This is a genomic window from Lentzea sp. NPDC037011, from assembly GCF_055607425.1.
In genome coordinates, this window is the sequence record NZ_JBVJRT010000002.1 from 254,599 (window position 1) to 267,069 (window position 12,471).

Below are 12,471 nucleotides of genomic sequence, written 5' to 3' on the forward strand. Positions count from 1 at the left end.
GTCAGCGATCGTGTCGGTGGAAGCGGTTCGCCGGCTGCGCACCGGCTGACAAAACACGACAGAAGCTGCCGGGGTGGCGGTGATCGGGCAATACTGACTGACCATGCGGACACTGGTTGTAGCCGGGCTGTTGCTGGGTCTGACAGTTCCTGCGCAGGCGGCACCGGCGCAGGAGGACCCGTCGTCATTGGTGAACCCCTTCGTGGGGACGCAGAACTTCGGCAACACGTTCCCCGGAGCGTCGGTGCCCTTCGGAATGGTGCAGGTCAGCCCGGACACAGGAGGTCAGGGCGGCTACGACTACAAGGCCACGTCGATCTACGGCTTCTCCCAGACGCACCTCTCGGGCGTGGGGTGCGGCGTCATGGGCGAGCTGCCCGTGATGCCGACGGTCGGGTCCGTTGACAACGTTGACATCAATGCCTACAAGTCCGAGTTCAGCCACTCGGACGAGCAAGCGCAGCCCGGCTACTACCGCGTCGGGCTGTCCCGGTACGGCGTGAACGCCGAGGTCACGGCGACCCAGCGGACCGGCTGGCAGAGGTACACCTTCCCGTCCAACGGCGCCGCGAACGTCCTGTTCAACACCGGCAAGTCCAACCAGACCGTGCTCGACTCCGAGATCCACGTCGTCGGCGACCGGACCATCGAGGGCCGCGTGCGCAACGGGCGGTTCTGCGCGGGCAAGGACGAGCACACCGTGTACTTCACGGCGACGTTCGACCGGCCGTTCGCGTCCTTCGGCTCGTGGCGGGGGAACGTGCCCACGCCGGGGTCGCGGGACGCGGCCGGCACGGGTGGCAACGGCGCGTGGGTCACGTTCGACGCCACGGCCGACCGCGACGTCGTGCTGAAGGTCGGCCTGTCCTACACCGGGCTGGAGGGCGCGCGGAAGAACCTCGCCGCCGAGGCGCCCGCGTTCGACTTCGACGCCGCGGTGGCCGCGGCGAAGGCGGTGTGGAGGAAGCAGCTCGACGCCGTGCGGATCACCGGCGGCACGCGCGAGCGGCAGGTCGCGTTCTACACGGCGCTCTACCACTCCGTGCTGCACCCGAACGTCGCCGGAGACGTCGACGGGAGGTACACCGGGTTCGACGGGAAGGTGCGCACCGCCGAGGGCTACACGCCGTACCAGAACTTCTCGCTGTGGGACACCTACCGGCCGCAGAACCAGCTGCTGCAGGTCCTCGAACCACGGGTGGCCAGGGACGTGGCGCTGTCCGTGGTGGCCGGCGGGCGCGACGGCGGGTGGTTGCCGCGGTGGGCGCTGGCCTCCTCCGAGACCAACATCATGACCGGTGACCCCGTCACGCCGTTCCTGGTCGAGGCGTGGGAGAAGGGGCTGCTGAAGGGCTTCGAGGAGGAGACCTACCAGCTGCTGCGCAAGAACGCGCTGACGTTGCCGCCGGCCGACTCGCCCTACAACGGGCGTTCAGGCGTCGAGCACTACAACGAGCGCGGCTACATCCCGTCCGGTTTGAAGCTCGGCACGGACTGCGCGCACAAGGGCGGCGACAACGACTGCGTGCACCCGGCCTCGGCCACGCTGGAGTACTCGGCGGCGGACGCGTCGCTGGCGTTGATGGCGAAGGGGCTCGGCCACCGCTCGGACGCGCGGATGTTCGCCGACCGCGGCCAGTGGTACCGCAACCTGTGGGACGCCTCGACCGGTCACTTCCGGCCGCGCACCGCCGCCGGCACCTGGCTGTCGCCGTACAACCCGGTCGACGCCGCGCACCAGTTCCACGAGGGCGGCGCCTACCAGTACCAGTGGCTGGTGCCGCAGGACCCGGCCGGGCTGATCTCGCTGATGGGCGGGCGCAGGGAGGCCGAGAAGCGGCTCGACGCGTTCTTCGCCTACGACAAGCTGCTCGTCGACCCGGCGGGCACGGCACGGCAGGACTGGATCACCGAGCCGTACGACTACTACGGCAAGCCGACCTACAACCCGAACAACGAGCCCGACCTGCTGGCGCCGTACGTGTACCTGTGGACGGGCACGCCGTCGAAGGCGGCGACCGTCGTGCGGGCCGCGATGACGTTGTTCACCACCGGCCCGGACGGCATGACCGGCAACGACGACCTGGGCACGATGTCGGCCTGGTACGTGTTCTCGTCGCTGGGCCTGTACCCGACGTTCAGCGGCTCCGGTTTCCTGGCCCTGTCGTCACCGCAGTTCCCGTCCGCGACCGTCCGGATCGGACAGCACGGCTCCCAGGGCGGCACGCTGACGGTGACCGCGCCCGGTGTCTCCGACTCGGTGCGGTACGTGAAGTCGGCGTCGTTCAACGGCCGCGACGTGCGCAAGACATGGGTCGACTGGTCCACGGTGCAGCGCGGCGGGAAGCTGTCCTACGAGGTGTCGGCGAAGCCGTCGTCGTGGGGCACGAGCCGCGGTGACGAGCCGCCGTCGCTCAACGACGGCAAGGTGGACTCGCGGCGGTCGCTGAACGCCTCGCTGCGCGGCACCGAGGTCGTCATGCCCACCTCCGAGTCGGCGCAGTCGCTGACGCTGCAGCTCGACGTGCTGGCGCAGTCACCGTCGGCCACGACGGTGCGGCCGGAGGTGACCGCGCCCGCGGGCTGGGCGGTGACCGGCGCACGGCCGTTCGCGATCGTCTCGCGCGGCCTGCCGACGCAGAAGACGGTGCCGCTGACGGTCTCCGTGCCCGCGGGCACGCCGGTGGGCACCTACGAGGTGGCGGTGAAGGTCGAGGCGGTGCAGCTCAAGGCCACCGTGGAGGTCAAGCAGGCCGCGCTGTGCGCGTTCTCGGCGTGCTCGGTGGACATCGCACCGGAGCGCAACCACGACGGCACCGCGTCCGTCACCGCGTCCTCGTCGGGCAACTTCGACGGCGGCGGCTGGAGCTACGACGAGGCGCTGCTGCCGCCCGCCGGACCCGTGACCTGGGGCGGCATCACCTACCAGGCACCGGACCCGACGGGCACTGCGGCGAACTTCGTCGAGGCCCGCGGCCAGGGCCTGCTGCTGCCGTCCGGTCAGTTCTCGTGGCTGCACGTCGTCGGCTCCTCGCACAACGGGCCGGTGTCGGCGGGCTTCACCGTCTGGTACACCGACGGCACCTCCGCCGAGGTCGCCGCCACCGTGCCGGACTGGGCCGGCGGTGGGCTCGCGGTGCTGGAGATGCCGCACCGGATCAAGGCGGGCCAGGGCGTGGACGGGCCGCCGGTGCGGTTGTTCGGGCAGTCGCTGCGGCTGGACCCGGCCAAGACCGTGCGGTCGGTGACGCTGCCGGACGACCCGCGGGTGGAGCTGTACGCGCTCACGCTCGCCTGAGGATGATGGGACCGTGGAGCTGCTGAACGACAACCCGCGGTCCAGCGTGTGGGCTGACGGCGACCGGATCGTCAAACGCGTCATCGGCGATCCGGCCGCTTTCACCCGCGAGGTCACCGCGCTGCGGCTGGCCGCGCACACCGGCGTGGTGCCGCGCGTCCTCGACGTCGACGAGGCCGCACAGACCGTGGTGCTCGAACGGTTGCAGTCCGAGCCGCCGCGAGAGGACTGGGTGGTCGACTACGCGCGGGCGTTGGCCCGCCTGCACATGTCCACCGGTCCGCGGCACGCCGGTCTGCTGCCACGCCAGCGGGTACCGGACCCGGAGCCGTTCCTGCGGCTGGTCCACGCCCTTGGAGTCGAGACCGGTGGCGCCGAGGACGAGCTGGTGTTCACCGACACCGGCGGGTTCGACCTGCTGCACGGCGATCCCTGTCCCGGCAACGACCTGTACACCGACCGGGGCGCACGGTTCGTGGACCTCGAAGGAGCGGCGCTCGGCGACGGCCTCAGCGAGCTCGTCTACCTCCGCATCGGCTTTCCGACGTGCGCGCTCGTCAGCGAGACACCGGCACCGTTGTGGGAGGCCGCCGAACAGGCCTACTTCGCCGAACGCGGGTTCACCGCGCCGTTGGAGGACGCGTGCGTGCGCTGGTTGGTGCAGGGGGACGCTCTCGTGCGGCGGCTGCACCGCGACGGCACCGACCACCTCGCCAGGGTGGTGGAGGAGGACTGGGCGTGGACGACCACGACCGCGCGTGACCGGTTGATGTTCCGCACGCGGGTGGTGGCGGCGTTCACCGAGACGCACCCGAAGACGAGCGCGCTCGCACGGCGGCTGCACGAGCGGATGTGCGAGATCTGGCCGGAGCACAGCATTCCAGCCGTGCGCACGCACGTCTCATGACCAGGCGGACAACGACAGCCGCGAGGTGAACGAGCGCTCGACGCCCGAGACCGGGTCTGTGAAGGACAACGTGCGGGCCAGCAGCTGCAACGGCGAGGAGAAGTCGTCGAGCGGGCGTTCCCGCAGCACCGGGTAGAAGTCGTCGTTCAGGATCGGCACGCCGAGACCGGACATGTGCAGCCGCAGCTGGTGCGTGCGCCCGGTCAGCGGCCGCAACCGGTAGCGCCCCAGCGCACCGCGCTGCTCCACCAGCGACACGTGCGTCTCCGCGTTCGGCTCGCCGGGCTCCTCGAACGCGGTGATGATGCCGCGCTCCTTGACGATCCGCGACCGCACCACGCACGGCAGCTCCAGGTCGGGCCGCACCGGCGCGACCGCCTCGTACTCCTTGCGCACCACCCGGTCGCGGAACATGGTCTGGTACCGGCCGCGCAGCTCCCGGCGGGCCACGAACAGCACGAGCCCGGCCGTGACGCGGTCCAGGCGGTGCGCGGGGGAGAGGTCGGGCAGGCCCAGCTCGTCGCGCAGCCTCACCAGCGCCGTCTGCATGATGTGCTGACCGCGCGGGATCGTGGCGAGGAAGTGCGGTTTGTCGGCGACCACGATGTCGTCGTCCCGGTGCACGACACCGATGGAGAACGGCACCGGCACCTCGACCGGCAGGTCGCGGTGGAACCAGATGTAGCTGTCCGGCACGAACGGCGCGTCGACGCCCAGCGGGCCCGTGACACCCCAGATCCGCTCCTCGCGCAGCATCTCCTCGATGCGTTCGGGAGCCACCCGCGGCAGGCGCTCGACCAGGTGCGCGCGCAGCGACGGCCACGTGCCGTCCGGCGGCAGCTTCAGGCGCGCCGCGTCCAGGCCGTTGCGCTGGGGGAGTGGGGAGGAGGGTTTGCGTCTCATCGCACCCGCCAGTCTAAACGTTCGGAAAAACCGAACGACATCGCTCGAAAACTTGAGCTGTACCGAAGAGACCTGGTCAACGAGGCTGTGCCCATGGCGGTCTTCCTGGTCCTCGGTTCGGTCATCTCCCTGCAGTTCGGAGCGGCGTTCGCAAGTCAGCTCTTCGGCCAGATCGGCGCGCCGGGGGCCACGGCGCTGCGGCTGGGCATCGCGGCGTTGCTGCTGGCAGTGGTGGTGCGGCCGAAGTTCCGCCAGGAGACGCTCGTGCTCGGCATGACCATGGCCGGCATGAACGGCACGTTCTACCTCGCGCTCGAACGCATCCCGCTCGGCGTCGCGGTCACGATCGAGTTCCTCGGGCCGCTGGGGCTCGCGGCCGTCCTGAGCCGCAGGCCCAGGGACTTCGTGTGGGTCGGGCTCGCGTTCGCCGGGGTCGTGGTGCTGGGGCTGCGCGAGCACAGCGGTGCCGGCCTCGACCTGGTCGGCGTCGTGCTGGCGCTGGTCGCCGCTGCTTTTTGGGCCTGCTACGTCCTCGCCGGCCGCACCATCGCCACGCTGGGCCTCGGCACCGGCGGGCTCGCGGGCGCGAGTGCCGTCGCGGCGGCGCTGACCCTGCCGTACGGGCTGTCGACGGCGGGCACGGCGTTGTTCGAGCCGCGGATCTTGCTGCTGGGCACGCTCGTGGCGGTGCTGGCCTCCGCGATCCCCTACACGCTGGAGATCAGGGCGCTGAAGACGTTGCAGGCCAGCACGTTCGGCGTGGTGCTCGCGCTGGAACCGGCGGCGGCCGCGCTCGCCGGCGCGGTGCTGCTCGGCCAGCACCTGGACCTGGTCTCGCTGTGCGCCGTCGGGCTCGTCATCACCGCGGGGGTCGGAGCGGCGCTGTGGACAGCGCCAGCGCCTCCCGGAACGCCCGCACCGCGGGATGCTGACCTCGCCCTGCCCGTGCCGCGGTGAACAGCAGCCGCGACTGCGGCACCGGCAGCTCGTGCAGGTCCACGGTGACGTCGCGGTCGTACCAGACCAGGTCCGGCAGCAGCGCGACCGCGAGTCCCCGTTCCACGAACCGCAGCTTCACCAGCACGTCGGTCGAGGAGAACCGCACGTCCGGCTCGTAACCGTTGTGACGGCACCAGTTCACGCCGAAGACCCGCTGCGGCATCCCGGCCGGCTCCATGATCCACGGGAACGCGGCGACCTCGGCGGCGGGCAGTCCACGCGGGACCGCGAGCCGGATCGGGTCACGGCACACCTCCCGGTACTCCAGGCCGGAGAACCTCGCCTCCGGCTGGTCCGGCCACTCCTCCACGAACACCAGGTCGAAGTCCCTGGCGTTCAAGGCGGACAGCGCTTCCGCCGGGTCGAGCACCTGGAACTCGACCCGCAGCGCCGGGTGCTCGTCGCGCATCCGCGCCAGGGTCGCCGGGATCAGCGCGAGCGCCGCGGTCTGGAACGTCGCGACCCGCAGCGTGCCGGTCACCTCGTGCAGCGACGCGGCGACCTCGGACTCGGCCTGCTCCAGCCGGGTGAGGACCTCCTCGGTGTGCCGCACCAGGATCTCCGCCTGCGGGGTCAGGCGCACCCGGCGGCCGACCGGCTCCAGCAACGGCACGCCGACCTCGTTCTCCAGCAACGACAACTGCTGCGAGACCGAGGACGGGCTGTAGTTCAGCGCCTGCGCGACCGCCGCGAGCGTTCCCCTTCTGGAGAGCTCGCGCAGCAGCCGCAGCCGGTGGAGGTCGAACATCCGATCATTATCGGCTACGCTGCCGCTACCGCCCCCTGAGAAAACGTGCTGTCCTCAGCACGTCTTGAGGAGGAATCGGTATGTCCACACGACTCCGCACCGTCGCGGGGATCGCAGCGGCAACCGGTCTGCTCGTGGCGGGTTCGCCCGCGCAGGCCCAGGTGGAAACCGGTCCGTGGACCGGTTACTCACCATCGTTCACCGTCCAGGAACGCGGTTGCGGCACGGTCGACGACCTGACGTTCCGGCTGACCTGCTCCACCGCGAGCGGAGACCAGCGCGCAGAGCGCCGGTACGCCACCTACTCCGGCGGCACGCGGCAGTTCGAGGGGAGCTTCCGGATCACCAGTCTCGGCGGCACCCGCGTCAGTCTCAAGCAGACGTTCCGGGAAGGGCCCACCGCGGGACCGTTCTGGATGCTCGCCGTGGAACGCGGCGGCCGGCTCTACGCCGTGCACGGAGGCGACACCATCGCGACCGGCGCGACCGTGGGCACGACCGTGCGGGTGAACACCGTGCACAACACGGCGACCGAGCACCGCACGTACATCAACGGCTCGCGCAAGCACACCTATGCGAGCTCGGGTACGAGCTTCTACGACAAGTTCGGCGCTTATCGGACCTCCAGCGGCCAAGGACCTGCCACGGTCGTCTGGAGCAACATCCGGTTCTGGCGCAAGTGACCCGACGGCACACGTGGTTGGCGGTCCTGCTGCTCCTGGCTGCCTGTGGCCAGGAGCAGCAGGCCCCCGCGCTGACGTCCGAGCTGACCTCGCCGGTCGACGTGACGCTGCACTGGCGTCCGGAGGCGGGGGCGGCCGGGCAGGTCATCGAGTACGCGAACGCGGCCGACGGCGAGTATGCGGTGCTGGAGTTCGCGCCGCCGGGCAAGAACACCTACGAGCACCCGGACCTGATCCCGGAGACGCAGTTCTACTACCGGGTCCGGCCGTTCACCGGACCGGCCACGGACACCGTGGACGTCGCGCTGCCACCGGGGGAGGAGGTGCCGGAGACCGATGGCCACGAGTGGGCGGAACCGCGCAGGACCGGCGGGGGCACGCACCCGGTGTCGTCACCGGAGGCGGCGCCGGGCGTGCTGAAGGCGGAGGTCAAGCACGCGAACGGAATCCTGTTCACGTGGGAGGACCACGCGTCCGACGAGGAGGGGTACCTGATCGAGCTCAGGCCCGCGGGTGCGGCGGACTACCGCGTCGCGGCGCAGCTCGACCCGGACGTCACCTCGTTCGGGCTGATCACACTCCCAGACGAGAAAAACGCGACGTATCGGGTGCGGGCGTTCCGATTCGGGGTCGCGTCGAACCTGACGCACCAGAAGACGGGAAGGGCCTGAACGCCTGCCGGGCGCTCCACGCGCTCGCGGCGAGCAGCACGGTCGCGAGCGCGTAGGGCCAGGTCGCGCTCTCGGTGACGGCGAGGCCGACGTTCACCGCGGCCAGCAGGGCGAAGATGCCGCTCAGCAGCCACCACGTGAGCTGATCTTCATGTCTCAGACCGGTCATGTCGAAGCGGCTACCCGTTCTCGCCGTCCTTCACACCCTCTTCCTCCTCTTTCTTCTCGCCGCGCCGGCGCATGAACCCGAAACCGGGGATGCCGAGGATGGCCTGGCGGACGTCGCTCGTGACCTCCAGCAGCTGGTGCACCTCCGGTCCGACCCGGTCGAGCGTGGCCAGGATCGGCAAGATGTCGCTGGTCAGGTGCTCGGTGAGGGCGGGCAGCTCGTCGACCAGCCTGATCGCGGCCTCGATCTCCTGCGGCGACAGCTCGTCGACGAACCGCTTCGCGAGCGGCTGGGCCTGCTTCGCGATCGGCTCGTAGATGTGGATCAGCTCGTCGGCGGTGTCCGCCGTCCTCCCGGCCGTCGCGACGACGCCACCCGCGCGCTCGGCGACGTCCGCGGCGCTCGCGGTGATCGCGCGCACCTGGTCGACCGCCTTCTCCGCGTCGGCTATGACGTTGCCGGTGCGCTCCACCAGGCCGTCCGCCCGCGCGACGACGGCGTCGACCGCGTCGATCGTGCCGTTGACCTTGCGGACGAGCTGTTCCACCTCGCCGATCAGGTCGAGCACGCGGCCGGGGACCGCGGCCACCGCGGTCGTCGTCGTGACGGCGGTGCCCAGCACCTGCCTGGCCAGTCCCATGCCGGGGATCTCCATGGGTCCACTGTATTCAGGAGAGCGCTCCGCGGCAGGGCGTCCGCCGTGTGTCCGCGTTGATCCGTTCGGTCTTCCGCGCTGCGCGGTTCGGTCCAGTGCCATTCGGAATCCGGAATTGTCAGACCCCGTCATTACCGTTGTCCATGTCGGCCGTGTGGCTGACCGGGCGATCCGGGAACCGAGCACCGTCCGAAGCTGTCAGAGCAGGGGGTTAGCATCCCCGGCGGGCGAGGGAGGGTGCGCGATGGCTTGGTGGCACCGGATCAGACGGATCATCTCCGGTGGAGGGCGGGAGTCGGCGAGCTTCGTCGCGGCACTGCTCGGCGTGCTGGTGCTCGCGGGCGCCGCGCTCGGGCAGGGCATCTCGCGCACCTCGGTGGACGTCTCCGACGGTCTCACCTGGCTGGGCGACGACCAGCGCGGTGAGGTCGTGCAGGTCAACCCGGTGTCGGGCAAGCCGCAGACCCGCCTGCAGATCAGCGGGCCGGACTCGCAGCTGGAGATCGCCCAGGAGGACGGGCGCCTGATCGTGCTGGACCGGCGCACGGGCGAGATCACCGTCATCGACCTCGCGACGCTGCTCGCCTCCGGGCGCAGGCAGGCCCCGCCGGGAGCGACGAGCAAGGTGCTGGTGGCGAACGGGCTGGTGTTCGTCGTCGACCGCGCGGCGGGCACCGTGCACACCGCCGACCCGCTGACGCTGGACGACGTCGGCCAGACGTGGCAGGCGGGGCAGCCGCTCGCGGACGCCGTGGTGGACGAGCGCGGCGTGCTGTGGGTCGTGGACCACGGCGGCACCCTGCGCGCGCTCGACTGGTCGGTGGACGAGGAGAAGTTCGAGGAGCGGTCGCACCGCCAGGTCACCGGTGCCGGGCCGCGCACCGTGCTCGTGCCGCACGACCAGGGCGTGACGCTGCTCGGCCTGGACGGAGGCGTCGTGGTGCGCGACGGCACCGGCGAGGACGTCTCCGCCTCGACCGGCCGACTGGACGCCGAGGTGATCGCCGCGCAGCTCGCGCCGCTCGACCTCGTGCCCGCCTCGGTCCCGTCGTCGTCGGTCGTCGTGCTGGTCGTGGGCCGCGACGTGCTGCGCGTCGACGTCGGCTCGCTGGGCTGCCCGAAGCCCGGTCGTCCCGCGGTGTTCCGCGACAAGGTCTACGTGCCCTGCAAGGGGTCCGGCAAGGTCATCGTGCTCGACCGCGGCGGCAAGCGCGGCGGTGACGACGTGCGCACCGCCGGCGGGTCCGACCCGGAGCTGGTGTTCGACGACGGCCGGCTGTTCGTGAACGTGCCGGGCTCTTCGACCGGTGTGCTGGTCGACGCCGACGGCGCGACCCGCTCGCTGACGATCCGCTCGCCCGAGCTGCCGGTGAAGGACCCGGACCGCTCGCCGCCGCCGTCGGTGCCGCCGCCCCCGCCGCCGAACCCGAACGAGCCGACGAAGCCGCCGCGCAACCCCGGCGGCACCCCGGACGGCAGCGGCCCGACGACCGAGGTGTCGCCGCCGCCGGTGACCACCACCACGACGCCTTCCGCGGGTGGTGCCGCTCCCGGTGCGCCCGCCGGTGTGTCCGTGCGGGAGAAGTCGCGCAGCTCCTCGGCGCTCGTCGTGACGGTGAGCTGGACCGCGCCGGCGTCGGCCGAGCCGATCGCGGGCTACACGGTGTCGGGCTCCGGCTCGTTCACCGGCGGGTCGAAGTCGGCCCAGGTGGCGGGCACGACGGCCGAGCTGTCGCTGCCGTGCGCGGGTTCGACGTTCTGCACGAACGGCAGGCTGGACGTGACGGTGCGCGCGTCGACGGCGACCGCCGCCGGTGCCGCGGGCATGGCCGCGTTCACGGTGACGCCGCCGAACACCCCGCCCCCGCCTCCGCCGCCCACCACGACGACGACCACGCCCCCTCCGCCGCCACCGCCCCCGCCGCCGGTCGTGACGACGACAACGACCACGCCTCCTCCGCCTCCGCCGCCCCCGCCGCCGCCGTCGTTGCCGAGCGCGGGTGCCACGGTCATCACCGGGCTCACCGGTGCGCGGACGATCCCGACGCGCCGCGTGACCATGGCCCCGCCCGCGGACTGGGCGAGCCACAACGGGCGCTGCGAGGTCGTGAACGTGACGTACGGCTTCGCGGTCGGCATCCCGTGCAACGCCACGTCGGCGACGATCGACGTGGACGAGGGCAGCAACCGGATCGTCGTGCGCGCCTACGCGGCCTCCGGCGGCGGCCAGGTCGACTCGGCCGCGCGGACCACGCTGTTCACCTACGACGAGTGCGCCGGCAAGCCGTCGTGCATCCCGCGCATGGCACCGGCCGGCGTGGAGACGGCCCCGATGGGCGCCGGTGGCCTGGGCCTGCTCGCGGCGGCGTTCCTGCTGCGGATCAAGCCGCGAAGGGAAGAGGAACAGTGATCGACACGGGCGAGGTCTCGGCCTTCCGCGACCTGCACACCCGCCTCGGTGACGCGGTCGAGGCCGCGGTGCGCGGCAAGCGGGACGTGGTCGACCTGGTGCTGGTGGCCATGTTCGCGGGCGGTCACGTGCTGCTGGAGGACGTGCCGGGCACCGGCAAGACGACGCTGGCGCGCGCCGTGGCGGGCGCGCTGGGCGGGGTGTCGCGGCGCGTGCAGTTCACGCCGGACCTGCTGCCCTCCGACGTGACCGGCACGTCGGTCTACGACCCGCAGACCGGCCAGATCCGCTTCCGCCCCGGCCCGGTGTTCGCGAACATCGTGCTGGCCGACGAGATCAACCGCGCCGCGGCCAAGACCCAGTCGGCGCTGCTCGAGGTGATGGAGGAGCGGACCGTCACGATCGACGGCGTCGGCCACACCGTGCCCGACCCGTTCCTCGTGGTGGCCACGCAGAACCCGATCGACCTCGACGGCACCTACCGCCTGCCCGAGGCCCAGCTCGACCGCTTCATGCTGCGCACCTCCATCGGCTACCCCTCGGTCGCCGACGAGCTGGACGTGCTGCGCCCCGGCAGCGGCGCCGGCCGCATCACCGACGTCCGCACCGTGACCTCACCGCGCGAGGTGAGCGCGTTCAGCGGCCGCCTGCAGCTGCTGCACGTGGCCGACCCGATCCTGCAGTACATCTCGGTCCTGGGCACCGGCACCCGCTCCGACGACCGCCTGCGCCTCGGCACGTCCACCCGCGGCCTGCGCACCCTGGTGCGCTGCGCCCAGGTGTACGCGGCCTCGAAGGGCCGGCACTTCGTGGTGCCGCAGGACGTCCAGGACATCGCGGACCCGGTGCTGGCACACCGCCTGGTGCTGACGAGGGAGAGCGTGCTGGCGGGCGTGACTACGTCCGAGGTGCTGGCCGACGTGCTGTCCCGCGTGCCGGTCCCCAAGCCCGCGACGCAATGAGACCGCCCGCACCCCGCGCCGCGCTCACCCGCGCGGCACGGCGCCGCTCTCCGTCGGTCACGGCTC

10 protein-coding genes are annotated in these 12,471 nt (G+C 71.6%); 7 read left to right on the forward strand and 3 right to left on the reverse strand.

Annotated elements, in window-relative coordinates:
• The first annotated feature begins 103 nt into the window (after window positions 1-103).
• Both ACZ7CH_RS05975 and ACZ7CH_RS05980 read left to right on the forward strand, forming a co-directional pair.
• The gene (locus ACZ7CH_RS05975; RefSeq protein WP_470368659.1) at window positions 104-3,298 is read left to right on the forward strand and encodes a GH92 family glycosyl hydrolase; all 3,195 of its coding nucleotides are present in this window, start codon (window positions 104-106) and stop codon (window positions 3,296-3,298) included.
• Window positions 3,299-3,311: 13 nt separating this feature from the next.
• Window positions 3,312-4,205, forward strand: a complete 894-nt coding sequence (locus tag ACZ7CH_RS05980; protein WP_470368658.1) for a phosphotransferase family protein — start codon at window positions 3,312-3,314, stop codon at window positions 4,203-4,205.
• Here the strand turns inward: ACZ7CH_RS05980 and ACZ7CH_RS05985 are convergent.
• Entirely contained in the window at window positions 4,200-5,108 is a 909-nt protein-coding gene (locus tag ACZ7CH_RS05985; protein ID WP_458433418.1) for an RluA family pseudouridine synthase, read from the reverse strand. The genes ACZ7CH_RS05980 and ACZ7CH_RS05985 overlap by 6 nt on opposite strands.
• A 93-nt stretch (window positions 5,109-5,201) precedes the next feature.
• Between ACZ7CH_RS05985 and ACZ7CH_RS05990 the strand changes: the two genes are divergently transcribed.
• Window positions 5,202-6,065 (forward strand): EamA family transporter, encoded by an 864-nt coding sequence (locus tag ACZ7CH_RS05990; protein ID WP_470368657.1) that lies wholly within the window; start codon window positions 5,202-5,204, stop codon window positions 6,063-6,065.
• Here the strand turns inward: ACZ7CH_RS05990 and ACZ7CH_RS05995 are convergent.
• Complete coding sequence (locus tag ACZ7CH_RS05995) at window positions 5,968-6,855, reverse strand: LysR family transcriptional regulator (protein WP_458433416.1); 888 nt, start codon at window positions 6,853-6,855, stop codon at window positions 5,968-5,970. The two genes, ACZ7CH_RS05990 and ACZ7CH_RS05995, sit on opposite strands and share 98 nt — an antisense overlap.
• Before the next feature lie 80 nt (window positions 6,856-6,935).
• Between ACZ7CH_RS05995 and ACZ7CH_RS06000 the strand changes: the two genes are divergently transcribed.
• Both ACZ7CH_RS06000 and ACZ7CH_RS06005 read left to right on the forward strand, forming a co-directional pair.
• Window positions 6,936-7,538 carry a polysaccharide lyase family protein gene (locus ACZ7CH_RS06000; RefSeq protein WP_360398625.1) on the forward strand — a complete coding sequence of 201 codons (603 nt, stop codon included), beginning with the start codon at window positions 6,936-6,938 and terminating at the stop codon, window positions 7,536-7,538.
• Window positions 7,535-8,209, forward strand: coding sequence for a fibronectin type III domain-containing protein (locus ACZ7CH_RS06005; RefSeq protein WP_470368656.1), 675 nt, complete (start codon window positions 7,535-7,537; stop codon window positions 8,207-8,209). Before ACZ7CH_RS06000 ends, ACZ7CH_RS06005 begins: the two co-directional genes overlap by 4 nt.
• A 179-nt stretch (window positions 8,210-8,388) precedes the next feature.
• Here the strand turns inward: ACZ7CH_RS06005 and ACZ7CH_RS06010 are convergent, their stop codons facing one another.
• Window positions 8,389-9,033, reverse strand: a complete 645-nt coding sequence (locus tag ACZ7CH_RS06010) for a hypothetical protein (RefSeq protein ID WP_360398621.1) — start codon at window positions 9,031-9,033, stop codon at window positions 8,389-8,391.
• A 244-nt stretch (window positions 9,034-9,277) separates the two neighbouring features.
• Between ACZ7CH_RS06010 and ACZ7CH_RS06015 the strand changes: the two genes are divergently transcribed.
• Window positions 9,278-11,443, forward strand: coding sequence for an NHL repeat-containing protein (locus tag ACZ7CH_RS06015; protein ID WP_470373276.1), 2,166 nt, complete (start codon window positions 9,278-9,280; stop codon window positions 11,441-11,443).
• On the forward strand, window positions 11,440-12,405 hold the full coding sequence (locus tag ACZ7CH_RS06020) for an AAA family ATPase (RefSeq protein ID WP_470373277.1): 966 nt from the start codon (window positions 11,440-11,442) through the stop codon (window positions 12,403-12,405). Before ACZ7CH_RS06015 ends, ACZ7CH_RS06020 begins: the two co-directional genes overlap by 4 nt.
• Window positions 12,406-12,471 lie beyond the last annotated feature (66 nt).

Coding starts and splice junctions, on each gene's coding strand:
- ACZ7CH_RS05975 (WP_470368659.1), top strand. CDS start 104: ATGCGGACACTGGTTGTAGCCGGGCTGTTGCTGGGTCTGACAGTTCCT.
- ACZ7CH_RS05985 (WP_458433418.1), bottom strand. CDS start 5,108: ATGAGACGCAAACCCTCCTCCCCACTCCCCCAGCGCAACGGCCTGGAC.
- ACZ7CH_RS05990 (WP_470368657.1), top strand. CDS start 5,202: ATGGCGGTCTTCCTGGTCCTCGGTTCGGTCATCTCCCTGCAGTTCGGA.
- ACZ7CH_RS05995 (WP_458433416.1), bottom strand. CDS start 6,855: ATGTTCGACCTCCACCGGCTGCGGCTGCTGCGCGAGCTCTCCAGAAGG.
- ACZ7CH_RS06000 (WP_360398625.1), top strand. CDS start 6,936: ATGTCCACACGACTCCGCACCGTCGCGGGGATCGCAGCGGCAACCGGT.
- ACZ7CH_RS06010 (WP_360398621.1), bottom strand. CDS start 9,033: ATGGAGATCCCCGGCATGGGACTGGCCAGGCAGGTGCTGGGCACCGCC.
- ACZ7CH_RS06015 (WP_470373276.1), top strand. CDS start 9,278: ATGGCTTGGTGGCACCGGATCAGACGGATCATCTCCGGTGGAGGGCGG.